This window comes from Lysinibacillus sp. BNK-21 (assembly GCF_048684915.1).
Taxonomy (GTDB): Bacteria; Bacillota; Bacilli; order Bacillales_A; family Planococcaceae; genus Lysinibacillus; species Lysinibacillus capsici.
In genome coordinates this window covers 4558311-4583481 of record NZ_JBLQTS010000001.1, presented here as the reverse complement: position 1 = coordinate 4583481, position 25171 = coordinate 4558311, and the positions used below count along the sequence as shown (strand labels likewise).

At 36.6% G+C, this 25171-nt stretch carries 25 protein-coding genes; 3 read left to right on the top strand and 22 right to left on the bottom strand.

Going from position 1 to position 25171, the window contains the following annotated elements:
* Nucleotides 1–3 precede the first annotated feature (3 nt).
* The 7 genes from ACMGGO_RS22920 to ACMGGO_RS22890 all read right to left on the bottom strand — a co-directional run bounded on the left by ACMGGO_RS22920 (nt 4) and on the right by ACMGGO_RS22890 (nt 8646).
* On the bottom strand, nt 4–1299 hold the full coding sequence (locus tag ACMGGO_RS22920; protein WP_288583357.1) for a S1C family serine protease: 1296 nt from the start codon (nt 1297–1299) through the stop codon (nt 4–6).
* 166 nt (nt 1300–1465) lie between these two features.
* The gene (locus ACMGGO_RS22915; RefSeq protein WP_048395252.1) at nt 1466–2254 is read right to left on the bottom strand and encodes an MBL fold metallo-hydrolase; all 789 of its coding nucleotides are present in this window, start codon (nt 2252–2254) and stop codon (nt 1466–1468) included.
* A complete protein-coding gene (locus ACMGGO_RS22910) occupies nt 2254–3078 on the bottom strand; it encodes a two-component system regulatory protein YycI (protein WP_112116937.1) in 825 nt (274 codons plus the stop codon). The genes ACMGGO_RS22915 and ACMGGO_RS22910 overlap by 1 nt, the downstream gene beginning before the upstream one ends.
* Nucleotides 3065–4390 (bottom strand): YycH family regulatory protein, encoded by a 1326-nt coding sequence (locus tag ACMGGO_RS22905; protein WP_054548820.1) that lies wholly within the window; start codon nt 4388–4390, stop codon nt 3065–3067. Before ACMGGO_RS22905 ends, ACMGGO_RS22910 begins: the two co-directional genes overlap by 14 nt.
* Nucleotides 4387–6252, bottom strand: a complete 1866-nt coding sequence (gene walK / locus ACMGGO_RS22900) for a cell wall metabolism sensor histidine kinase WalK (protein ID WP_048395245.1) — start codon at nt 6250–6252, stop codon at nt 4387–4389. The genes ACMGGO_RS22905 and walK overlap by 4 nt, the downstream gene beginning before the upstream one ends.
* A gap of 5 nt (nt 6253–6257) precedes the next feature.
* Nucleotides 6258–6971, bottom strand: coding sequence for a response regulator YycF (gene yycF / locus ACMGGO_RS22895; protein ID WP_036077923.1), 714 nt, complete (start codon nt 6969–6971; stop codon nt 6258–6260).
* A gap of 214 nt (nt 6972–7185) precedes the next feature.
* Nucleotides 7186–8646 carry a peptidoglycan DD-metalloendopeptidase family protein gene (locus tag ACMGGO_RS22890; RefSeq protein ID WP_048395242.1) on the bottom strand — a complete coding sequence of 487 codons (1461 nt, stop codon included), beginning with the start codon at nt 8644–8646 and terminating at the stop codon, nt 7186–7188.
* Between the two features lie 323 nt (nt 8647–8969).
* Here ACMGGO_RS22890 and ACMGGO_RS22885 point away from each other — a divergent pair, with 323 nt between their 5' ends.
* Entirely contained in the window at nt 8970–9887 is a 918-nt protein-coding gene (locus tag ACMGGO_RS22885) for a YitT family protein (RefSeq protein WP_048395239.1), read from the top strand.
* Nucleotides 9888–9931: 44 nt separating this feature from the next.
* Here ACMGGO_RS22885 and ACMGGO_RS22880 read toward each other — a convergent pair whose 3' ends face one another.
* The 8 genes from ACMGGO_RS22880 to rpsF form a co-directional block, all read right to left on the bottom strand.
* Nucleotides 9932–11221, bottom strand: coding sequence for an adenylosuccinate synthase (locus ACMGGO_RS22880; protein ID WP_004233375.1), 1290 nt, complete (start codon nt 11219–11221; stop codon nt 9932–9934).
* 244 nt (nt 11222–11465) lie between these two features.
* Entirely contained in the window at nt 11466–12827 is a 1362-nt protein-coding gene (gene dnaB / locus ACMGGO_RS22875; RefSeq protein WP_004233370.1) for a replicative DNA helicase, read from the bottom strand.
* A gap of 13 nt (nt 12828–12840) precedes the next feature.
* Entirely contained in the window at nt 12841–13287 is a 447-nt protein-coding gene (gene rplI, locus ACMGGO_RS22870; RefSeq protein WP_004233368.1) for a 50S ribosomal protein L9, read from the bottom strand.
* Nucleotides 13287–15257 carry a DHH family phosphoesterase gene (locus ACMGGO_RS22865; RefSeq protein WP_374805755.1) on the bottom strand — a complete coding sequence of 657 codons (1971 nt, stop codon included), beginning with the start codon at nt 15255–15257 and terminating at the stop codon, nt 13287–13289. The genes rplI and ACMGGO_RS22865 overlap by 1 nt, the downstream gene beginning before the upstream one ends.
* A gap of 13 nt (nt 15258–15270) precedes the next feature.
* A complete protein-coding gene (locus ACMGGO_RS22860; RefSeq protein ID WP_066038355.1) occupies nt 15271–16212 on the bottom strand; it encodes a YybS family protein in 942 nt (313 codons plus the stop codon).
* A gap of 250 nt (nt 16213–16462) precedes the next feature.
* A complete protein-coding gene (gene rpsR, locus ACMGGO_RS22855; protein ID WP_004233359.1) occupies nt 16463–16699 on the bottom strand; it encodes a 30S ribosomal protein S18 in 237 nt (78 codons plus the stop codon).
* A 229-nt stretch (nt 16700–16928) separates the two neighbouring features.
* Nucleotides 16929–17495, bottom strand: a complete 567-nt coding sequence (ssb, locus tag ACMGGO_RS22850) for a single-stranded DNA-binding protein (RefSeq protein ID WP_048395233.1) — start codon at nt 17493–17495, stop codon at nt 16929–16931.
* 43 nt (nt 17496–17538) lie between these two features.
* Nucleotides 17539–17826, bottom strand: coding sequence for a 30S ribosomal protein S6 (gene rpsF, locus ACMGGO_RS22845; RefSeq protein ID WP_016992320.1), 288 nt, complete (start codon nt 17824–17826; stop codon nt 17539–17541).
* A gap of 176 nt (nt 17827–18002) precedes the next feature.
* Here rpsF and ACMGGO_RS22840 point away from each other — a divergent pair, with 176 nt between their 5' ends.
* On the top strand, nt 18003–18572 hold the full coding sequence (locus ACMGGO_RS22840) for a DUF3267 domain-containing protein (RefSeq protein ID WP_420282281.1): 570 nt from the start codon (nt 18003–18005) through the stop codon (nt 18570–18572).
* A 67-nt stretch (nt 18573–18639) separates the two neighbouring features.
* Here ACMGGO_RS22840 and ACMGGO_RS22835 read toward each other — a convergent pair whose 3' ends face one another.
* The 4 genes from ACMGGO_RS22835 to ACMGGO_RS22820 form a co-directional block, all read right to left on the bottom strand.
* Nucleotides 18640–19680: an acyl-CoA dehydrogenase gene (locus ACMGGO_RS22835; protein ID WP_374805754.1), complete on the bottom strand. Its 1041-nt coding sequence runs from the start codon at nt 19678–19680 to the stop codon at nt 18640–18642.
* A gap of 85 nt (nt 19681–19765) precedes the next feature.
* Nucleotides 19766–20866 carry a redox-regulated ATPase YchF gene (gene ychF, locus ACMGGO_RS22830; RefSeq protein WP_016994923.1) on the bottom strand — a complete coding sequence of 367 codons (1101 nt, stop codon included), beginning with the start codon at nt 20864–20866 and terminating at the stop codon, nt 19766–19768.
* A 97-nt stretch (nt 20867–20963) separates the two neighbouring features.
* Nucleotides 20964–21164, bottom strand: a complete 201-nt coding sequence (locus ACMGGO_RS22825) for a DUF951 domain-containing protein (RefSeq protein ID WP_048395226.1) — start codon at nt 21162–21164, stop codon at nt 20964–20966.
* Nucleotide 21165: 1 nt separating this feature from the next.
* Nucleotides 21166–22038: a mechanosensitive ion channel family protein gene (locus tag ACMGGO_RS22820; RefSeq protein WP_054548813.1), complete on the bottom strand. Its 873-nt coding sequence runs from the start codon at nt 22036–22038 to the stop codon at nt 21166–21168.
* A gap of 91 nt (nt 22039–22129) precedes the next feature.
* Here ACMGGO_RS22820 and yyaC point away from each other — a divergent pair, with 91 nt between their 5' ends.
* Nucleotides 22130–22762 (top strand): spore protease YyaC, encoded by a 633-nt coding sequence (yyaC, locus tag ACMGGO_RS22815; RefSeq protein WP_048395222.1) that lies wholly within the window; start codon nt 22130–22132, stop codon nt 22760–22762.
* Here the strand turns inward: yyaC and ACMGGO_RS22810 are convergent.
* The 3 genes from ACMGGO_RS22810 to ACMGGO_RS22800 all read right to left on the bottom strand — a co-directional run bounded on the left by ACMGGO_RS22810 (nt 22682) and on the right by ACMGGO_RS22800 (nt 25076).
* The gene (locus ACMGGO_RS22810) at nt 22682–23395 is read right to left on the bottom strand and encodes a DUF554 domain-containing protein (protein ID WP_048395220.1); all 714 of its coding nucleotides are present in this window, start codon (nt 23393–23395) and stop codon (nt 22682–22684) included. The genes yyaC and ACMGGO_RS22810 overlap by 81 nt on opposite strands.
* Nucleotides 23396–23473: 78 nt before the next feature.
* Nucleotides 23474–24322, bottom strand: a complete 849-nt coding sequence (locus ACMGGO_RS22805; protein WP_048395218.1) for a ParB/RepB/Spo0J family partition protein — start codon at nt 24320–24322, stop codon at nt 23474–23476.
* Nucleotides 24315–25076: a ParA family protein gene (locus tag ACMGGO_RS22800; protein ID WP_048395216.1), complete on the bottom strand. Its 762-nt coding sequence runs from the start codon at nt 25074–25076 to the stop codon at nt 24315–24317. The genes ACMGGO_RS22805 and ACMGGO_RS22800 overlap by 8 nt, the downstream gene beginning before the upstream one ends.
* Nucleotides 25077–25171 lie beyond the last annotated feature (95 nt).

Below are 25171 nucleotides of genomic sequence, written 5' to 3'. Positions count from 1 at the left end.
TCTTTACAATGTATTACCGTTTGTTAATGTTAGTGATAGCTCGACTAATTTACCTTGACGGTACACTTTTAATGTTAGCTTATCACCAATTTTTTTGTCATTATATAAATGTTTGCGTAAATCAATAGTTGTTTCAATTTTTTGACCATCCATCTCTACAATAACATCGTATTGTTGAACCCCTGCTTTTGAGGCTGGTGAGTTATTCATGACATCTGTTACAACAACGCCTGTTGTCACCTCTGCAGGTAATTTTAATGTTTGTTGTTGATAGAATGATGGCACATCTGTTAAATCTGCAAGTGAAACTCCCATTGTTGGACGTTTCATTTCTCCATTTTTCTCTAGTTCCTCGATAATTGGAATAGCTGAATTAATTGGAATAGAGAACCCTAAACCTTCAACTGAGGATTCAGCAATTTTCATGGAGTTAATTCCTACTAATTCTCCAGCTAAGTTCACAAGTGCTCCACCACTATTCCCTGGGTTAATCGCAGCATCTGTTTGCAATACTTCTTGTTGCCAATCTTCTGTGCCATCACCATTTAAGTCTACTGGTACAGAACGGTCTTTACCTGAAACAACACCAGTTGTCACAGAACCATAGAAGTCTAAACCAAGTGGGTTACCAATGGCAATCACTGTTTCACCTTGTTTTAATACATCCGAATTCCCGAATGTCGCAACTGTTTTAACATTTTTAGAGTTAATAGAAATAACTGCAAGGTCCGTCCAAACATCGTGACCCACTAATTGTGCAGGTTCTTTTGTTCCGTCTGGCATTGTGACCTCTAACTGCTTTGCCCCTTCAATAACATGGTTATTTGTGATGATAAAGGCTTTGTCACCTTCAATTTTATAAACGACACCTGAACCGCTTCCTGCTTCTTTTGTTGTCGTTGATGGTGGGCTCCAAAAACCTCCGCTTGTGACTTCTTGAATATTTGTGATACCAACAACTGCTTGTGAGGCTTTATCAACTGCAGTTGTCACATCTGTCGTTACTTCTGTAGCTACCTGATTAATTGTTGTGTTATTTTTTCCTGTATTACTTGTTGTTGTTCCAGGCATTTGATTGACAAGTCCCGGTAGCATAAGCCACACAAGTAAGGCACCTATAATGACACCGACCAGACCACTAAAGAAATAGCCGCCTTTACCTCCTCCACCTTTCTTTTTCATGCGCTTAGTCTGTATTTCTTGCTCCTCGCGCTCTAGTCTTTCTTGAAGAGGTGATTTCGGTACTTCATCATTTTTAAGGAAATCACTGTTTTTATCATCATCTTGGAAATAGCTCATGTTCGTCATCCTTTCCTTTGAGTGCTATCTAATTAGTTGTTACCCTAATCTTACGATTCAAACATTAAAATCAGATGAAAAACAAATAAAATAGGCATAAAAAAAGCTGCTCAATGCATTTTTTTATGCATTGAACAGCTTCAAATTTTATCTAAATAGCCTATGATTAAACCGTCACCAATTTTGTTGGTTCTTCTGCATCCGTATCAAATAGATGAACATGCTCACCAACAAGGATGCCACAAGATTGTAAGGTTTGTGCGACACTCATACGTGCTAGCTCTTTCATATTATTATCTTTACTTAAATGTGAAAGATAAATATTGGTCGTCTTATCAAATACAACCTCACTCATTGCAATTGCTGCATCCTCATTAGACACATGTCCTACATCACTTAAAATACGACGTTTAATAGACCAAGGATAGCGTCCCATTTGTAGCATATTGACATCATGATTACTTTCAAAGACAAAAGAATCAGCGCCTCGAATAATTCCTTTCATACGATCACTGACATAGCCTGTATCTGTAATAATAACAAGCTTGCGATCATTTTCATGAAAAGTATAGAACATTGGATCTGCTGCATCGTGTGAAACAGCAAAGGATTCAACAGCTAAAGAACCAAAATGCTTCACTGTATCCATTTCAAATTCAAAACGTTGCTCTACAGGAATGTCCCCAATAAGCCCATCCATTGCCTGCCACGTTTTGGCGTTTGCGTAAATTGGTACATTATATTTCCGTGCCAGTACACCAATTCCTTTAATATGATCACTATGCTCATGTGTAACAAAGATACCACTGAGCTGCTTCATATTACGGTCGATTTTTGTAAATAACTGCTCCATCTTTTTCCCACTAAGACCCGCATCAACGATAAAAGCATGATCGTCATTCTCTACATAAATCGAATTCCCTGTACTGCCACTTGCTAAAACACTAAATCGCATTATTCAACTCCCCAGTCTTCTTCTTCGCTCTCTTGCTTGTCCTCCTGGATTTCGATGACTTTACCTTCTACTGCATTCACAAAGTACTCTTCTTTTGTCCCATCAGATAATTTCACTTGAACTTCCCATGTTGGCACCAATACCTGAGTACGTGTTAATTTAACAAGCGTTGAGTAACCTAGTTTCATTTGTGTAATGCGAGAATCAGGCTTGAGCGGTCCCTTTGCATACAAAGTTTGAATAATTTGAAGTGGTGGAATAACTGTTTCCTGCTGTTCCATTTCTTCAATATTATCAATCATTGTTTGCTCATACATTGTTACTTCGTTATTAGCATTCCATTTTATTTTTAATGAACCACTATAATAGAACATTCGATTGTTTGTCTTTTGGAAAAAAATTGCGACTCGTTCTTCGCGGTCTATTTTCCATAAAGCATAAGATGCACCTTCAATGACGTTTGCTAGGACAAAATCTGTAAAGCTTGTGTCATCACTTACATTACGTAATTTAACAGGCCTCATAAAAATAACACGAGCCTTTGTATTATTATCATCCTTAAATTTAACTTGCTGGTTACTATTACTAAATTCGGCTGGTGTGAATTTATGCACTTGAGCTGTCATATACGAAGCAGATTCAATATTATTTGGTAATGTGCCATACGTAATATTATCATCCTTTAAACGAGCTTCTATTGTTCTTTCACCTGGTACCTCAATATCTTTTGCTTCATTATAGCGATTGACATAAAGTGAATACAAGAAGATGTTCAGTATTAAAAAAACGAATATAAAAATAGATTTTGTTCTATTCCAATCCATTTTTAACACCTCCTAATACTTCAGGAGTCAGTTTAGTCCATGTACCATTACGAATAACAAACCAACAAGGTTCAAATATAAATATATTCTGTTCTTGATTTTGTGTTAAATAATAGCCTAAGACGATTTCATCGATATCAGACAGAGGAATACTGTTAGCGCTTTTTAATCTCTCTGCGATCTCCGCACCTGATGCTAACTCTTTGATTTCTTTCTCCAATGATATATCCATATCCAATGAGAAGTATGGACGCTTATAATGGAAAATTCGACTATCTCCCCAAATCGTTGTCATTCGTGTAATGACATGATTGCTATAGACAGGGAAACCTTGCAAATACATTTGATAATCTATTTGATTTTTATTGGTATTGGATGAAGCATAGCGGAAATCTGCCGTAAATCCTCCATGCTCATTAATAAATTCAAAGCTATCCTTTAAAAGCTTGGATGGCTCGACTCTAATACTACTTTCTGCAGCAGGATAAACATAGTTTAATGATTTAAGATTTGTTTCTAAGGTCATTAACGACATACCATCTGTATATTTTTCAGAGGATGCACTTTCCACATTCCGCTGCACAATATTTGGATCTGGGAATAATACATTTTTAAATAGTTCTGGCGTAATATCCTCAATAAAATACGTATATTTTACAGATTCAATATTACTGTTCGCCAAATAAAGAGATGTATAGCCTTCTCTTTCTACTTCTTTAAAAACCTCATATTTTTTGGCAGGTTCTATGACTTCCTGTATAAATTGATTCATGTTTGGCACACTGACATGTGAGCGGAATAATGATTGGTTATTACCACTAATGTAATACAACATCAATTCTTTGCTATTGTAATTACTCCAATCTATAATCATACGATTGAACGTTGTTTCTGGTAATTCCTTATCAGTGAACTGAAAGGTTGTGTTAAAAGCGGAAAATGGAATCTCTCCTGTAAAAAATATTGTCATTCGATGATCTGCGCCAATAATTTGATTCACATAGTTTGCAGAAAGATTATTGTTTACAGGAACCAAATCTAAAACATTCCAGCCTTTAAATACTTTCATCATATCTTTCATAGCTGCATTAGAAACTGTGCCTGTAAACTCTTCTTCAGAACGGAAAATAGCCTTGTATGGTCGAATAATATCCTCCATATCCTTTTGCGGCTTAATTAAAATTTCCTCTCCCTCTGTTTTTTCAATATATTTATAATCAGGTGTATAGGTCCAAATTAAAAAAGTTAAAATCACACTCAGCATAACAAGTAGAAATAAAACAACAGATTTAACTGGCTCTATATATTTCATTCCCACTCACCTGCCTCACCAAATTCATCTGCATCATATGGTAATGTGAAGAAAATTGTTGTACCCTGTCCTTCTTCACTTTCAGCCCAAATCTTACCGCCGTGTGCTTCAATCATTTCCCGCGCAATAGCTAGTCCCAAGCCTGTTCCTCCCATAGAACGAGCGCGTGCACGATCCACACGATAGAAGCGATCAAAAATACGGCCAACATTTTCTTTAGGAATACCCATGCCATCATCTGAAATCATGACTTTCAACATGTCATCCTGTCCCGTAAAGCCAAAGCGAATATTTCCACCATCTGGAGAATATTTAATAGCATTGGAAATGATATTATCAATAACTTGTGTGATTTTATCCGTATCAATTTCTACATAAAAGGAGGTTTCAGGGAATAATCGTTCAAAATGTACCTTGTCAGACTTAGACATTTCAAATCGGTCTATAATGCGGTTAAAGAATGAATTAAATAAGACAATATCTTTATTCAACTCGTAATCTGAACTATCCATTCTTGATAACTGCAGTAAATCATTTACTAGACGAATCATACGCTCTGTTTCGGTTTGTGTCACATTTAAAAACGTAGGAGCAATATTTTCATCTTTCCATGCACCATCTGCAAGTGCCTCTAAATAACTACGCATTGTTGTTAATGGCGTTCTTAACTCATGTGATACATTCGATACGAATTCCCGACGATCCATTTCAATCTTTTCTTGCTCTGTTATATCGTGCAAAACAGTAATCAGACCATTAATAAAGCCTGTTTCTTTTTGAATAACAGAGAAATTAGCACGAAGTATATAGGGAGCATCTGCTGTACTGAAGTTTAAATTCACGGCATCATTCATATGAATTAAGTCTTCAAAACTATATTCCTGATCAATCCCCAATACAGAGGCGATAGGACGCCCTAATGTAATATCTCTTGAAATATGCAGTAATTCCAATGCAGGGTCATTGATGAGAATAATACGTCCCTTACGATCTGTTGCAATTACACCATCTGTCATATTACTCAGAACTGAATCTAGCTTTCGACGTTCAGCTTCTGTGGTCGATTGTGCTTCCTGCAAACGGTTGGTTAGATGATTAAAGGTGATGGCTAGTTGGCCGATTTCATCTGTACCATATACACGTACCTTTCGAGAATAGTTCCCCTTCGCCATTGCCTGAGCCTGCTTTCGCATATCAGCAATAGGCTGTGTAATCGTTCTTGCCACAAGAATACCTAAGAAGATGGTAATGACCAAGGACATTGCCGTACCACCAAGGAAAATCTGATTAATATCATTCATTTGTTCAAAAACTGATTCAATATTGGCTTCAATATAGAGTACACCAATGATTTCATCATCTGGTCCTGCACCCGCACGAATGGGATTCGCTAAAACCCACACACGATTTCTCGTCTTATTGTCCAGCTTAATAATATCAAACAGTGTTTCGGCAGAGATCGCTCGACGTACAAGATCAGTATTAGAGCGCTGACCTATTAAATTCTGGTTTTCAAGCTCAGATGTTGCAAGTATTCTTTGTCTATCGTCAATGACACGAATTTCTAAAATATCACCATTTGAAACATCCCTTAAACCAGTAGAAAACTCCATAACAATTGACTTTAGGCTCTCCTCTAGTTTAGGCATGCTTTCATCGCGTTCCTTTAAAATTTCCTCACGAAGACTATATTGCATCAAGTCAACTCGCTGAAAAATGGAATCTTGGAAGTTGCTCTTCAAATTTCTTTCTAATTCACGAGCGAAATAGATACCGATAATTTGTAAAGCAAGCAATATTAATAAAATATAAATCAGCACTAGTTTGACATGAATGGATTTAAAGAAGCTCACTTTCTGCATTCCTATTACTCCTGTTCAGGATTTCGTAAATAATAACCTACACCACGTCGTGTGACAATCCAAGCGGGATGACTAGGATTATCCTCAATTTTTTCACGTAAACGGCGAATTGTTACATCAACAGTTCGTACATCACCAAAGTAATCATAGCCCCATACTGTTTGTAGGAGGTGCTCCCGTGTCATTACTTGTCCAATATGTTTCCCTAAATAATGAAGTAACTCAAATTCTCGATGTGTCAATTCAATTGCTTCATCACGCTTCATTACTAAATAAGCATCTGGTTGAATAACAAGCGAACCTACGACAATCTCATTCGACTCCTCCTCAGCCTCTTCTGCTGCTGGAGCGACTACTTGTAAACGGCGCATATTGGCCTTTACACGTGCAATCAGCTCTCTTGTACTAAATGGCTTTGTGACATAATCATCTGCACCCATCTCTAATCCTAATACTTTATCAATTTCAGAGCCTTTAGCTGTTAGCATAATAATCGGAAAATCATATTTTTTACGTACTTCTCTACAAACTTCCATCCCATCACGCTTTGGCAGCATAATATCTAAAAGCATTAAATCTGGTTGCTCTTCCTCTACTTTCTTTAATGCCTCATCACCATCATAAGCACAAATAACTTTATAGCCTTCTTTTATTAAATTAAATTGCAAAATATCTGCGATTGGTTTCTCATCATCAACAACTAAAATTGTTTTATTCATACATACTCTCCCTTTCGCTTCTTATCTATTCTTAAACAATGTGTATTTGTAAATTCACTACTCTTAACTCTATCATGCTTTCGGATTCTATGCATTAATCGATATTCAATCCCTCTAATACTGTGACAAAAAGCGATGTAATTCAACAATTATTTCTCGGGAAATAATAGAAAAAGACAGTCCATTATTCGGACTGCCTTCTATTCAACATGTTTTATCGGCCTACATAAGATAACGGATTTTCTAATGAACCGTTCTTTTCAACTTCAAAGTGCAAATGTGTACCTGTCGAATTTCCAGTGGAACCCATAATACCAATCACAGAACCTTTTTCCACTACTTGTCCGACTTCAACATTAATTGAAGATAAATGTCCATAAAGTGTTGTAAAACCATTATTGTGATTAATAACAATACGATTACCATAGGTGCCAGAAGTGCCAGCAGCAACAACTACACCATTATCAGCAGCTAAAATATTATAGTTACTTGGTCGAGCGATATCAATACCACGATGGAAGGCTCCCCAACGTTCACCCATACCACTTGAAATATAGCCCCCGACTGCTGGCCATGCAAATTCTCCAGTTCCACGTGAAGAAATAACCTTTGTACCAACTACTTCAATTTCATCTACTGGCTGTTGAAGTATTTTTTCCTCTAAGGCAACTTTTGATGTCTGTGTACCATTTTCAGATGTTAATGCATAAGTTGTTTCTTTTTTTCCATTAACACCTTCTTGCTTGATGACCTTTTCACCTTTATACATTGTAGGATCTTCTTCAATTACTTTTTTAAACGGAATGACTTCCGCTACTTTCTTTTCCTTTTTTACTTCAAGTGTCACAAATGGCTTTGCCACAGTAACATTTAATTCTTGTCCAATTTGTAAAACTGTATCTACTGTGATATCCGGATTTAGAGCTAGTAGTTCACTTGTTGTTAAATTATGTTTTTTAGCAACTGACCCTAACACGTCTCCTGATTCAATTTTATATGTTTCTTGCTCAAGATAGCCTGTCATTAAAAACTTCACGGCTTGCTCAGGTGATAATATATCAGTGGGTGTCACTTTTTGTGATAACCCTGAAACTCCTTGTTTAAAGGAAACATTTAGAAGTCTAGCCTCACCATCTTTTAATTCTGGTAGATTATTGCTAGCTTGGCGTTTTGATAAGTTATCTAATTCTTGCTGAGAAACATATTGTAGCTTTAACATTTGAACAGTTTTCTCATAAGCTTCCGTATTCTTTAGTGATACTACTGGTTTATGATTTACTAATAATGTAAAGGCATCTGATTTGGCCACTAAAGATTGCTTAAGCTTTGATAATGTTTCTGTATCTTTTGTTTCATTTGTAAATACTTGTTCTGGGATTATTTTAACAGCTGAGCTAGCATCAATGGATAAACCTTTGAATTGCTGACTTGCCACTTTTTCTTTTGATGCAATTATTTCTTGAATTGCTTTCTCATCAGATACTGCACCAATATATTCATTCCCCACATAGACGTGGTAAATTTTATTTAAGTTTTCTTTGTTATATTCCTTAGCAAATCCCATGTTAATCGTTAGGCTTGTCATTAAAACTACAATGATTGAAGCCTTTTTAAAAGAAGAAAAATTGTAGGTGAATCTATTGTTTTCTTCTTTTCTTTTCCAAAACGAATTCATCAATAAAGCCCCTTCCAACTTTACCCTACTGTAGGATGATTTACCCACAAGGATTTTTTGCACCCCTATAATGTACCATAAAGAAAATGACGTTTGAACGATTTCACTCTTTTGTAATGTAAATGTATTATTTATCTACTTATTGTTACATAGAATATATTTTATATAGTTTATAAATACTGTAATTTTATTCATATATTGGTTCTTAAAATTCAATTTAACTATCTTTTGTATACTATTCTCAAATTTTTTCAAGTGAATTTTGACTTAATACTTTTTACTTTTTTAATATTCCGATAAAATATATATAGAAGGTACACTATTTGATTGGAGCGATTAAATTGAGTGATTCACAAACCTCTGAGATCACAACAAAAGTGTTGAGACCTCAGAAAAATAGCATGCGTAAAGTTTTTGCAAGAATTATTATGGTTTCGCTAGGCGCGATTATAATGGCATTGGGCTTGGAACTGTTTTTAGTACCCAACCACATTATGGATGGTGGCATCGTAGGTGTTTCCATTATCACATCTCATTTATTAAAATTACCCCTTGGTATTTTCATCTTCATTTTAAACTTACCTTTTATTTTTTTAGGCTATAAACAAATTGGTAAAACCTTTGCATTGTCCACAGGTCTAGGTATTACCGTACTCTCATTTTCAACACTCGCCTTACATAATATCCATCCATTTACGGAAGACACATTATTGGCAACAGTCTTTGGAGGAATGATTTTAGGAGTTGGTGTCGGAATTGTCATTCGTTATGGAGGTTCATTGGATGGAACTGAAATATTAGCTATTTTAGCTAATAGCAAAACACCTTTTTCAGTTGGAGAAATCATCATGTTCTTCAATATCATTATTTTTACGGTGGCAGGATTTATTTTTAATTGGGAGCAAGCCATGTACTCCATCATTGCATACTATATTGCTTATAAAATGATTGATATTGTTATTCAAGGATTGGAAGAATCTAAATCGGTTTATATCATAAGTGATGACATTGATGAAATTGGACAAACGATTATGGATCGACTTGGTCGTGGTGTTACTTTCCTTCACGGAGAGGGAGCTTATACGGGGAATGACAAGAAAGTCATATTTACCGTTATTACTCGTTTAGAAGAATCTAAATTGAAAACAATCGTCGCTGAAATAGATGACAATGCTTTTCTAGCCATCGGTAATATCGCTGAGGTAAAAGGTGGTCGCTTTAAGAAGAAAGATATTCACTAAAAGAGGGCATGCCACATTTGGCACGCCCTTTTCATTTTATTTTATTATGCTTCCCAAACGTCCACTAACACGTTTGTTTGCTCACGTGCAGGTCCAACAGAGAAAGTAGCAATTTGAATGCCCGTTAGTTCGCTGATACGCTCCACATAGCGGCGTGCATTTTCAGGTAGCTCTTCTAAAGTTCTGCAGCTTGTTACATCCTCTGACCAGCCTGGAAGCTCTTCATAAATCGGCTCACATTGTTCAATAATATGAAGGTTTGCTGGATACTCTGTGATTGTTTCACCTTTATAGTTATAGGCTGTACAAATTTTTACTGTTTCTAAGCCCGATAAAACATCGATAGAGTTAAGAGCAAGATGAGTAATGCCACTTACACGGCGTGAGTGACGAACAACGACTGTGTCGAACCAGCCTACACGACGTGGACGACCTGTTGTTGTACCATATTCGCGACCAACCTCACGAATTTGTTGACCTACTTCATCGAACAACTCCGTTGGGAATGGCCCATCTCCTACTCGAGATGTATAGGCCTTAGATACACCAATAACGCTTGTTACGCGTGATGGCCCAACACCTGCACCAATTGCTACTCCCCCAGCAACAGGATTTGAAGATGTTACATATGGATACGTACCTTGATCGACATCAAGTAAAATTCCTTGTGCACCTTCGAATAGCACTTTACCGCCCTCATCAAGGACATCGTTCAAAATTTTAGACGTGTCCGTAACATACTTAGCAATTTCTTGTCCGTAACCATAGTATTCCTCGAAAATTTCTTCGAATGTTACGCCTTCAACTTCATAGAATTTCTCAAATAACTTATTTTTAATGGCTAAATTATGACGTAGTTTTTCCTCAAAGATTTCCTTATCAAGTAAGTCAGCCATACGGATCCCAATACGTGCTACTTTATCTTGATAACAAGGTCCAATACCTTTACAAGTTGTGCCGATTTTATTGTCTCCACGACTTTCTTCATCCGCAATATCTTGTTTAATATGATAAGGCAAAATCACATGTGCACGATTAGAAATACGTAGATTATCTGTATTAATACCACGCTCTTGTAAACCTTTAAGCTCTGTTACTAATGATTTTGGATTCACAACTAATCCATTACCAATTACTGAAGTTTTATCTTTATAGAAGATCCCTGATGGAATTAAATGTAATTTATAAGTTTCACCATCAATTTTAATGGTATGTCCTGCATTATCTCCACCGGCAAAACGAGCGATGGCATCGGCTTTGTGCGAAAGGAAATCTGTAATTTTACCTTTTCCTTCGTCTCCCCACTGTGTTCCTACAACTACTACTGATGTCATAATCAGCACCTCCGTTAGATACCTTTGTATCTCAATTTTCAAGCCTCAATTATTGTAACAATGATAGAAACAACTCGTCAATAAAAAATAGCGAAAAAACACGAACATAAAATCAAAAAATCTGATTCAACGTTCGTGTTTAATAACAGAATGGTATGAATATTATCGAACATTCAGATTAATTTAATCTAAGGGTAATATTTCATTACTAATAGGCAACTTATCTGAATGACGAGTAACTTGACTAATCACGTGGCGGTGGAGGTGGCATTTGTGACCAATCCACATTAATGAATTTATTGAATTCTTTTTTAAAGGCCAATGTAACAGTTCCTGTTGGACCATTACGTTGTTTCGCAATGATAATTTCGATCATATTTTTATTCTCAGATTCTTTATCGTAATAATCATCACGGTATAAAAATGCAACAATATCAGCATCTTGCTCAATACTCCCCGATTCACGTAAGTCACTCATCATTGGCCGTTTATCTTGTCGTTGCTCAACACCACGAGATAACTGTGATAACGCAATAACAGGTACCTTTAATTCACGGGCTAATCCCTTTAAGGAACGGGAAATCTCTGATACCTCTTGCTGACGGTTTTCTCCTGGCTTGCCGCTCCCCTGAATCAACTGTAAATAATCAATTAAGATCATTCCTAGTCCATTCTCCTGAGCTAAACGACGACATTTTGCACGGATTTCATTGATACGTACACCTGGAGTATCATCAATAAAAATCCCTGAATTCGATAAACTACCCATTGCCATAGTTAGTTTACCCCAATCTTCTGTAGTTAAAGCACCTGTACGTAAAACTTGTGCATCTATATTTCCTTCTGCACAAAGCATACGCATGACCAGTTGCTCTGCACCCATCTCTAAAGAAAAGATTGCAACATTTTCACGAGCTTGTACAGCAACACTTTGCGCAACATTCAATGCAAAGGCTGTTTTCCCTACAGATGGACGTGCAGCAACAATGATTAAATCATTGCGTTGAAAGCCTGCAGTAATGTTATCTAAATCACGGAAACCAGTCGGGATACCTGTTACTTCTCCCTTTTGTGATTGCAGTTGCTCAATATTATCGAAAGTTTCCACTAGCACATCTTTAACATGCTTAAAGTCACCTGCATTCTTTCGATTGGCAACCTCCATCATTTTCTTCTCTGCCTCGCCTAATAATGCCTCTACTTCGTCTTCACGCGTATAGCCGTCCTCGACAATTTTCGTAGCCACTCGAATCAATCGACGTAAGAGGGCCTTTTCCTCAACGATTTTGGCATAATGAGCGACATTGGCAGCTGTAGGGACAGCATTGGCGAGCTCTAGTAAATAAGAAAGCCCGCCAACGTCCTCAATCTCTTTTTTAGCTGATAATTCTTCTGTAACTGTTACAACATCTATCGCTTTTCCTTGATCACTCAAGCGCAACATCGTTTCGAAAATTTTCTTATGGGCATTTAAATAAAAATCATCTGCCAATAAAATTTCTGATGCTGTTATTAATGCCTGTGGCTCAAGGAAAATAGCACCGATAACCGATTGTTCCGCCTCCCGGTTATGCGGTGGAACGCGGTCCATCATCGGTTCACTCATGGATTGTCGCTCCTTATTCTTCCGTTACATGGACTTTTAACGTTGCTGATACTTCATGATGTAGTTTTACAGGAACATTTGTAAAGCCAAGTGAACGAATCCCATCAGGTAAAGTCATTTTACGTTTGTCAATTTTAATGCCGTGCACTTTTTGTAATGCATCAGCAATTTGCTTTGTAGATACTGAGCCAAATAAGCGGCCACCATCTCCTGATTTTGCTTTTAGCTCAACTGTTAGTGCTTCTACTTTTTCCTTTAATGCTTGTGCTTCAGCTAATTCGGCAGCAGCATTTTTGGCCTCTAATTTCTTTTGCCCCTCTATTTGGCTTAAAGCTTGCGCATTTGCTTCCGCTGCATAGCCATTCTTGATTAAGAAATTTTGTGCATAGCCATCAGCTACGTTTTTAATTTCACCTTTTTTTCCTTTTCCTTTAACGTCTTTTAAAAATACTACTTTCATTAGTCAGAACTCCCTTCAAAGACCTCATTTATGGCCTCTTCTAAATGTTTTTTCACACCATCGATGGATTTAGCATCTATTTGGCAGGCAGCATTCGTTAAATGTCCACCGCCGCCAAGCCTCTCCATAATTAGCTGTACATTGACCTCGCCAAGTGATCGTGCACTTATACCAATTTTGCCATCTGCCCGATGTGCAATGACAAAGGATGCACTAACATCCTTCATCGTTAGTAAAATATCGGCTGTTTGCGCAATTAAGACAGAGTCATACACTTTTGATTCCTCACCTACAGCAACAGCTACTCCTGGTTTTACGAACCTAACTGTTTGCACAATTTTGGAGCGCTCTATATATGTGTCCACGTCCTCCTTCAAGAGACGTTGGACCAATACTGTATCGGCACCATTTGTTCGTAAGTAAGAAGCTGCTTCAAATGTACGTGCTCCTGTTCGAAGTGTAAAGCTTTTGGTATCAACGATAATACCCGCTAGTAATGCAGTAGCTTCTAGCATATTAATTTTTGCACGCTTCGGCTGATATTCTAGTAACTCTGTCACTAGCTCTGCTGTGGATGACGCATATGGCTCCATATAAACGAGTGTAGGATTTTCAATAAAGTCCTCACTTCGACGATGATGGTCGATTACAACCACCTTTTCAGCTAATTTCAATAGGTGTGCATCAATTACTAAATTCGGCTTATGTGTATCAACAATAACGAGCAACGATTTCTCAGTCATTTTACCAGCGGCTTCCTCTGGTGTAAGGAAATTTTCATAGAAATCTGATTTACTCTCTATTTCATTCATTAATCGTGTAACGCTACCATTTAATTCATCAAAATTGATAATGACATAGCCCTTTACATCATTCATTTGTGCCATTTTACGTACACCTACAGAAGCACCAATGGAGTCCATGTCAGGATTTTTATGTCCCATAACAAACACTTGGTCACTGTCTTGAATTAAATCGCGTAATGCATGTGAAATAACGCGCGCTCTAACACGTGTACGTTTTTCGACTGGATTTGTTTTTCCACCATAGAATTTAAGTTTTCCAGTAGGTTGCTTTATTGCCACTTGGTCTCCACCCCGTCCTAATACAAGATCAAGACTGGATTGTGCCAACTCACCAAGCTCCACTAATGAGGATGATCCAGCTCCTACACCAATACTTAATGTTAATGATAAATTCTTTTGAGCTGTTTTTTCTCGAATGGTATCTAATATAGCAAATTTTTTCTTTTCTAGCTCCGTTAAAATGGATTCATTTAAGACTGCTAAGAAACGATCTGATGATATTCGTTTGACAAATACACCATGCTCTGCAGCCCATTCATTGACAATTGAAGTAACCATTGTGTTGGTTAAACTACGTGGTTGATCGTCCATGGCTTGCGTGATTTCATCGTAATTATCGACAAACAATATAGCGATTACTGTACGGTCTGCATAGTATTGCTTTTCAATGGCAATCTGTTCAGTTATATCAAAGAAATACAGTAGTCGTTCCTCTTTTTTATAATAAACACGATATTTCCGATCACGTAGTGTAATCGTCGCCTCATTAGTCTCCTCGGTCTTCATTAATACATAGATGTCATCAGATATATTTACAATACCTTCTCCAACTAATGATTCCATATTTAAAATGCCTTGCATATATGGATTAGACCATTCGATTTCATACTGCTCATTAACCAGCAGTATCCCAATTGGCATTTCAAGCAGTGCCTCTTCCCCCACTTTTTTCATACGGAAGGAGATAGATTCAATGTGCTTTTCTGTTTCCTCAAAAGCTATCTTCTCTACTTTCCATGTGTAGGCCATCAGTAAAACAAAACCTACACCATAACCGATGCCTATCCCGATATTCCAAATACATAGAAGCACGAACGTCACAGTTCCAAATATGGAAAGAACAAAAAGCGGATAGCGAATTGGTCGTTTTCTAAATGTCCCCATTACAATCAGCCCCTTATTCTTTAGTCTTCCCCTTTACAAGTGAACGCACGTCAAAACCTAAATCAACAATACCGAGTAAGATCATAAAGGATGATAATGGAATTGCTAATAAAGTTGCTACCCATTTAACTCCATTTGGCATCCCCTTTTTAGAGATAAAATAATGGATAAAAGATATTCCTTGTAAAATCAGTAACAACCATAAAATATAAGAAACATTTAATACAATAATATCTAGCGTAGAGCCAGCCTCAGGACGCATGAATAAATTAATACATAAAACAATCATGTAATACCATAAAATAGAGCGTGGTAATCTCATATTTTGGAATGGAGCAAATTTTGGAACATCTACCCCTAGTCGTTTTAGAGCTGGTAAATTGACTGTAATGATAATAAATGCAGCAAAAAATGCTGAGATTGTTATCGTTGCAGGCATAGTCAGTTCAATTGTTTTAAACATTGCCTCAAGCTGCTCTGGATTAATGGCTACTTGGCCTGTTACATTCTTCGCAAATTCATTAGATTGCTCATAATTTTTACGTGCCATCTCTAAACTCATGCTTATGAAGTCAATCCCTGAAAGCTTTACATAAGCAACATAAACAATTGCCATCGAAAGGAGATTAGCAATCCCCGTTGACATAAATAAATAAAGCTTACTCTTCTTCAAATAAATGGCGTTACCCATAACGACACCTACTAGCCCTAAAATAAAGGCAAATGGCAGCATGGATATTCCACTCGTTATAGTGGTTAGGATACAGCCTACTATTGCTACGAGTATTGATGTGGAACGCTTGTAATTTGCGCTATACCAAGCAATCGGTAGTGGAGCGAATAATAAAGCTACTATAAAGATGAATGGTACATATGCAGAAATTAGCATTAAGATTGTAAAAAGTGCAACCATCATTGAGCCTTGTACAAGCGCTTTTGTTTGATTATTCGGCATTGAAAACCTTCCTTTTTTTCAGTCAAACTTACTACCCTTTATTGTACCATTTTTTCATAGTATTGAACAAAAATCACTTAGATCACTATGTACATTGTCATTATTTTTTCAATTTTAATTCGAACTTTTACCTAACTAGTTGATAATTTTCCTTTTAACCATAACAAAAAACCAGCATACCCGATACGAATATCGTAATATGCTGGTAGTTAAAATTGATGTAAGGTCAGTTACCTTAACGTCATCAATCTTATTTATCTTCTGCTACGAATGGAAGTAATCCCATGATACGAGATACTTTAATAGCTGAAGTTAATTTACGTTGGTACTTTGCACTTGTGCCAGTTACGCGACGTGGTAAAATTTTACCGCGCTCAGAGATGAATTTTTTTAATAAATCTACATCTTTGTAGTCGATGTGCGTAATATTGTTTGAAGTGAAGTAGCAAACTTTACGGCGTTTGCGGCCTCCGCGACGTGGTGCCATAGTATGTCCCCTCCTTATTAGATTATTGAATTTAAAGATTATACAGTTATTTTAAATATAAAGTAGTAATTCTACATATAGCAATAGATTATACACTATATTTAAACACTGCAAATAATCTTTAAATTTTGGATGAATACCATTTCCAAGATTACACAGTGTAAACATATCAAAAGCTATATTAAATAAGGGCTTTTGAAGTTTTTGCTGTTTACACACTATTCACTTTTTAAAATGGAAGATCATCCTCAGATACTTCTATTGGCCCTTTGCTATTCGCAAATGGATCCTCATCTACACGTGTATAATTTGGCTGATTCATAGGTGGTTGATTTTGCTGATACGAATCGCCGCCATAGGAACCCTGCCCTGGCATAGCGCCACCAAACTGTTGTTGTGGTTGACCACCGCCATATGACGGTTGGTTATTACCGTAAGTTTGTCCACCATATTGAGGAGCAGGAGCACCGCTACCATTACGGGGTTCTAAAAACTGTACGCTATCCGCCACGACATCTGTTGTGTATACTCGCTTACCATCTTGTCCTTCATAACTGCCTGTCTGGATACGACCTTCTACCCCAATTAAACTTCCTTTTCGCATGAAGTTCGCTAGGTTTTCAGCCTGTTTACGCCAAGCAACACAGCTAATGAAATCAGCTTCGCGTTCACCTTGTTGATTTGAGAATGCACGGTTTACAGCTACTGTAAATCTTGTAGACGCAACTCCATTCGGTGTATAACGTAGCTCAGGATCTTTTGTTAGTCTTCCAACTAATACGACACGGTTAATCATCAGAATACAACCTCCTTTTCAGCGTTTTGTAAAAAATTAATTATTAAGCTTCTTCGCGAACTGCAATGTGGCGAATGATGTCTTCGCTGATGTTAGCAAGACGTGTATACTCGTTGATTGCATCTGAAGTAGCGTTTACTTTTACGATTTGGTAGTAACCTTCGCGGAAGTCTTGAATTTCATAAGCTAAGCGGCGTTTGCCCCACTCTTTTGATTCGATGACTTCTGCACCGTTAGAAGTTAACATTTCGTTGAAACGTTCAACTAAAGCTTTCTTCGCTTCGTCTTCAATGTTCGGACGTACGATGTACATTAATTCGTATTTTCTCATCTGTTTACACCTCCTTATGGACTTAGGCTCTCCTAATTAAGGGAGCAAGGAGCAAGTAATTAATTATTACTCACATCAATGAATTGTAACATATAGGTACATGTCTTTCAAGTCACAAACTAATAATTCGTTATATAATGGCAGTATATTTCATTATCTATGAAAGGAGTGCCTTCATGTTAACCAACGATAAGGATCCTATCGTTATCGAATTAGATTTAAAGAAGTTAATGATCGACAATTTTGTGATTACAAGTGGTCTTGTCATATTATTTATTGCCATTCAATATATTTGCTTTAAAGATTTCCATTTTTCTTTTTGGAAGATGATTGGTGGCACAGCACTATTTGTTGTGCTGTATATAATTTTTATTATCCTACACGAGGCTTTTCATTTAATTGGCTTTATGATTTTTGGCAGAGTTCCCTTTAAAGCTTTAAAATATGGCATAAATTTAGAGCAAGGTATTGCCTATGCAACTACTGAGCAACCTCTCCCCAACCATGCTATGAAAAAAGCTTTATTACTGCCATTCTGGACGACTGGAGTACTTCCAACCATTGTTGGGTTTTATCTTAACAGTACTGTTTTAATATTGATAGGGGCGGTGTTAATAGCTGGAGCTGTAGGCGATTTTGCCATGTATAAAGAGCTACGCAAATATCCACGTAATGCTATCGTACAGGATGATCCTAAATTACCAAAGCTGTATGTTTATCTATTGCGGGAAAAGGATCATCATTAAAATAAGACTACATAATTAAATAGAATCTGTAGATTAGAAATGAACAACTACAGATTCTATTTATACTTTAAGGAGTTAAAAATCCATGCTGGGCTGCTGTATATAAATTTCTCCAAATACGGTTAATCGTAGATGTTTCTGTAATAGCATCCATACCGAGACAGCGTATTAAATTATTCGCTATCTCTAAGCAGGCAGCAGCTATATCCTTAGCCAATTGAGTAAATTGTGATAATTCCTCTTCCGTTAATTGTTCACCTTTTTGATGCTGTTGCCAAAAGACAGATAATGTTGCATAAAACTGTTCCTCGCATTGCTTGAAACGTTTATGCTGCTGCATCCATAAAAATTGGAAGGCTCCAATTCGCTCAGTTCTGCTTCCATCATGATTTCGTTGCTTCATTAAAGCAAAAGCTTCTTCTAAAAAATTCTCTGTCATCCCAAGACAAACGCCTAAAAAGGAAGCCTCTGCAAAAGTGGTAAATGGAAAGCTATGTACTGAATTGCCATAATCATTTCTGATGACCCCTAATTGAAAAGTAGCTTCCTGTGGTACCCAAACATTGTTTACACGGATTGTATGACTAGCTGTTGCCTTTAAACCCATTGCAGACCAATCATTCAAAATTTCTACATCATGTGGATTTACTGAGCAGCTAATAATTTTTTCGGTTTTGATACCATCTTCTTCAATTAAACAATTCATCGTAAATGTTGATGCATAATTAGAACCACTACAATACTTCCATTGCCCTGTTACATAATAGCCTCCAATTGTTTTTATAGCTATCCCTGTTGGATATCCACTACCTGCTATAACTGCTTCTTTAGGAGAATAGATTTTTTCACAAATTTCCTTACTGAATGTTGGAATAAATACGTTTCCACCTGTACCAATAGTAATGAGCCATCCAAAATTGCCATCAAGTGCAGACATCTGTTGAAATATCTTTACACCTTCTACTAAATTTAAATCCATACCACCTAATTCTCTTGGAGTGAACAATTTGAATAATCGTTGTTCATAAATATAATCTAAGACATCTTGTGGTAGCATCCCCAGTTGCTCAAACTCTAAACCACGTTCCTTAATTTGCACAGGATTCATTCATAAGTCGCCTCCATACATTAAAAATTCTGATAACTACGCAATCGAAAAAGGGCAACCATTTTAGATTGCCCTTGTAAGTTTTTTATACATTAAAGCGGAATAACATAATATCGCCATCTTGTACTTCATATTCTTTACCTTCAAGACGTACTTTACCAGCTTCCTTAGCCGCTGCTTGCGAACCTGCCTCAAGAAGATCATCATATGCCACTGTTTCTGCACGAATAAAGCCGCGTTCAAAGTCAGTATGAATAATACCTGCACATTGAGGTGCCTTCATTCCTTTACGGAACGTCCAGGCACGTACCTCTTGTACACCTGCAGTGAAGTAAGTAGCTAGTCCTAATAAGTCATAAGAAGTACGAATTAGTTGATCTAAACCAGATTCTTTAATTCCTAATTCTTCTAAGAACATAGCTTTTTCTTCATCATCTAACTCAGAAATTTCTTCTTCGATTTTTGCACAAATAGTAATGACCTGTGCACCTTCAGCGGATGCATACTCACGTACTTTTTTCACATACTCGTTGTTGTCTGCATCTGCTACTTCATCTTCTGAAACGTTTGCTACATAAAGCATTGGTTTAATTGTTAGCAGATGAAGACCTTTAATTACCTTTAATTCATCATCTGATAGCTCAGCTGCTCTAGCTGGTTTACCGTTTTCTAGTTGCTCTTTAATTTTTAGAAGCACTGGCTCTTCTATCATAGCCTCTTTATCTTTTTGTTTCGCCATTTTGCTAACTCGTTGTAAACGTTTATCCACAGATTCTAAGTCAGCTAGTGCAAGCTCTAGATTAATAACTTCAATATCGTCAATTGGATCTACTGCACCAGAAACGTGAGTAATGTTTTCGTCTACAAAACAACGTACTACCTGACAAATTGCGTCTACTTCACGAATATGAGCTAGGAACTTATTTCCTAATCCTTCACCCTTGGAAGCACCTTTAACAATTCCAGCGATATCTGTAAATTCAAATGCAGTTGGCACAGTTTTTTTCGGTACCACTAATTCTGTTAATTTATCTAAACGTGCATCAGGTACTTCAACTATACCAACGTTTGGATCGATCGTTGCGAATGGATAGTTTGCAGCCAATGCGCCCGCTTTTGTTATTGCGTTAAATAATGTTGATTTTCCAACGTTAGGTAAACCAACGATTCCAGCTGTTAATGCCATGGATGGACACAACCTTTCTATACTCAGTTCAAATTTTCTCTCATATAACCCTATCTATTATATTGATTCACCCAGAAAAAGTCTAATATGCCTGATGTTACGACTCCTCCGCAGAAAATAAAACCTTTTTCATTTTTTTCTCAAATTCACGACGTGGAATCATGACACTATGCTGACATCCTTCGCATTTGATACGTACATCCGCCCCCATACGAATAATTTTCCATTTATTAGTACCGCATGGATGTTGTTTTTTCATTTCAACAATATCGTTTAAACCAAATTTTTTTGCCTCCATCTTACACACTTCTCCCCTCATCTTTGCCATAGAACATCATTTTTGGATAGGCCATTGGTATATTATTTTCTTCAAAGAGTTTCGTAATATCGCGGCGTATGGTACGTGCTACTCCATATTGTTGCTGCGGTAATGTTTCAGCAGCTATACGAATGGTTACTTCTGTCCCTTTCACATTTTGCACACCTAGAAATACCGGAGCTGCAATTAATTCTTTATGCATCTTAGGCAATGTCTCTAAATACTTATTAATAACCCCTTCTGCTTTCTCAAAATCAGCATCCGTGGCCATTTGTAAATCTATAAAAATTTTGGAGTTGTTAACAGAATAATTGACGACTTCGCCTATGGCACCATTGGGAATGATGAACTGTTCACCAGTAGCACCATTAATTTTTGTTGTACGTAAGCCAATTTCTACAACTGTACCTTCTGCAGCATTTATTTTTATATAATCGCCTACACCAAACTGGTCTTCAAAAATAATAAAGAATCCAGTAATAACATCCTTTACTAAGCTTTGAGCACCAAAACCTATTGCTAAACCAACAATTCCTGCACCCGCTAATAAACCTGCTACCTTTATATTTAAGGAAGAAAGTATACCAATGATTGCAGAGAAATAAACGACATAGGAAATCACGCTTTGTAATAATCTTGAAATTGTTCGTTGGCGTCGCTCTGAGTGGCTCAATGGTGAACGCATACGGATTAAAAACACCTTTTTAATAAATTTTTTACCTAATCTTACAGCGATCCACGATACTAATAGAATGAGCAAAATTTCTATAGATGCATCAATAACCTTTTCCCAAAGATCCTCAGATGTGAGCTTGTCCCAGTATTTTTCCATTAACTTTTTATTCTTTTCCATCATTACCACCTCTTGAATAACTTGCTAAAAATTTGCGTATACTGCATAAAAATTGAGCACTTCTAAAAATAAAAAGAAAGTGAGTTTTTTTATGAATACTATACCAAATTTGTTACTACCTTATTCCCTTCATCATGAGAGTAAAAATGCTGTTTGGCAATTAAGTACATTATTTTTAGAACATATACCGTTTCATCATGAAAGACTAATTTTTTGTTGTATTGGCAGTGACCGATGTACGGGTGATACACTTGGTCCATTAACTGGTAGCTTTTTAAAAAAATCTGTTAGCTTTCCTTATGAAATTGTAGGTTCCTTAGAAGACCCTTTACATGCTCTAAACCTAGATTCTACAATGCAACAGCTACACAATCATACTACAAAACCATTCATTATTGCGATTGATGCCTGTCTCGGCAGTGAGCAAAATGTTGGTCATATTTCAGTTCAAAGTGGACCCATTTTCCCTGGAAAAGCTGTAAAAAAAGAATTACCCCCAATTGGAGACATTTCCGTGAAAGGAATCGTCAATATTGGAGGCTTTATGGAAATGCTTGTTTTACAAAATACCAGACTTCATATTTCTTATGCAATGGCTGAAAAGCTTTCAAGAGCATTATTACTGGCTGCTCATCGTTATTCACTAAAAAATGTAGAAGATAGCCACCATAATACCAACAATGACGATACCTGGAAGCAAGTTAGCAGCTTTGATCTTAGCTAAGCCTGCAATGTTTAACCCTATTGCCATAATCATAACCCCGCCAACAGCTGTCATTTCTGTAATGAACATTTGTAGTGCGGCATCAGGGATAAAGGAACTTATAACACCTGCAAAAAGAGCTATTAATCCTTGATAAACAAAGACAGGTACAGCGGATAGCATTACACCTATACCTAATGTCGAGGCTAGAATAATGGATGTAAATCCATCTATTAATCCTTTAGTAATGAGTACATTATGATCATTACGAAGACCACTATCAAGAGCACCTATAACAGCCATTGATCCTACAACAAAAATTAGTGAGGCAGTTACAAAGCCCTCTGCTATGCTAATTTGATTTTGGTCATCCCGTTTTGTACGAAATAAACTCTCTACCCATTTACCTAGACGATTCATTTGTTTATCTAAATCTAACCACTCACCTATTACTGTACCTACCACTAAACTTACTACCAATATAATAAAATTATCACTTTCAAAGCCCATTTTTATCCCTAATAATGTGACGGCTAAACCAATAATAGAAAGAACCGTAGATTTCATAGATTCAGGAAGATTTTTAAAAATGCGCCCTACTAATGCTCCTACTATAATTAACACAGCATTTATTAATGCCCCTAGTAATACCACACTTAAGCCTTCTTTCTCTCTAAAAAATAGAGAGCGCCTATTTGCTTGGCGCTCTGATTAAGTTATAGAAATATTATTTTATTCTTCCTGTATGTTTAATATTTCCAATATTCGTTCTAAATCATCTTCAGAATAAAATTCAATTTCTATTTTCCCTTTATTGCTTGTTTTCTTTATTTGAACATTTGTTCCAAAGTAGTCTCGTAATTGTGACTCCTTTGCAGTTACAAAGATATCTTTTTTCTTAGGAGGGATTGTTTCACGTGAAACTTCTTCATTTAAGTTTTGCACTAATAATTCAACTTGACGTACGTTCAATCCTAGATTTATTACCTTATTAGCCACTTCTGATATTCTTCTTTTATTTTTTAAGCCGAGTAATGCTCGTCCCTGCCCCATCGATAGAGTTCCATCATTCATCAATTTACGTACATCTTCTGGTAATGCCAGTAGCCGAACGTGATTGGCAATATGTGGTCTACTTTTTCCTAATCGCTTCGATAACTCTTCCTGAGTTAAATGTAAGTTTTCCATTAAACTCTGATAGGCTTCTGCTTCTTCAATAACAGTTAAATCCTCACGTTGGAGGTTTTCTAAAATAGCAAGCTCCATCATTTGTGCATCTGATAGCTCTTTTATAATGACAGGAATAACCTCGAGGCCAGCTAATAGACAAGCTCTATAACGACGCTCTCCCGCAACAATTTCAAACTTGCGTGCTTTTTTACGCACAGCAATTGGCTGTAAAATTCCATGTTCTTTAATAGAATCAGCTAATTCTTGTAAACTTTCTTCATCGAAAATTTTACGTGGCTGAAATGGGTTCGCAACAATTAAATCTAATTGGATTTCTTCCACTTGACCACTGTGTTCTAAAGACTCTCCTGGAAATAATGCCCCAATACCCTTTCCTAGACCTTTAGCCATTTTTAATCACTTCCCTCGCCATCTCTAAATAAACTTCTGCACCTCTAGATTTTGCATCATAAGTGATGATTGGTTGACCATGACTTGGTGCCTCACTTAATCGCACATTACGGGGGATTATTGTTTTATATACTTTATCTTGGAAATATTTTTTCACTTCCTCAATAACTTGTAAGCCTAAGTTTGTGCGTGCATCTAGCATTGTTAATAAAACGCCATCGATATAAAGCTGTTGATTCAAATGCTTTTGAACGAGGCGAACTGTTGATAGTAATTGACTTAACCCTTCCAATGCATAATATTCACATTGTACAGGAATAATAAGCGCATCTGAAGCTGTTAACGCATTGATTGTTAAAAGCCCTAAAGATGGTGGACAGTCAATAATTATATAATCGAAATCCTCTTTCACATTTTGTAAAGCATGTTTTAAACGTACTTCTCTGGAAATAGTCGAAACCAATTCAATTTCTGCACCTGCAAGTGAGATAGTTGCTGGCACGATAGATAAATTTTCAACATTTGTTTTTTGAATGACATTTTGAACATCTTCATCATCAATGAGCACATCATAAATACAACCCTGTATTTCTCCTTTATTAATACCAAGTCCACTTGTTGTATTCCCCTGCGGATCAGTATCAATTAAAAGTACTTTCTTACCTAAGTATGCTAGGCAAGCGCTCAAATTGACCGAAGTTGTTGTTTTACCTACGCCACCCTTTTGATTGGCGATTGCTATAATTCTACCCATTTAAAAGCACCTGCTTTCATCTATCAAAGTTTACTTTGACAAATCATTTGTAAAATCACTATTTAATCCGCTATCTAACTTTCATTCTATCAAAA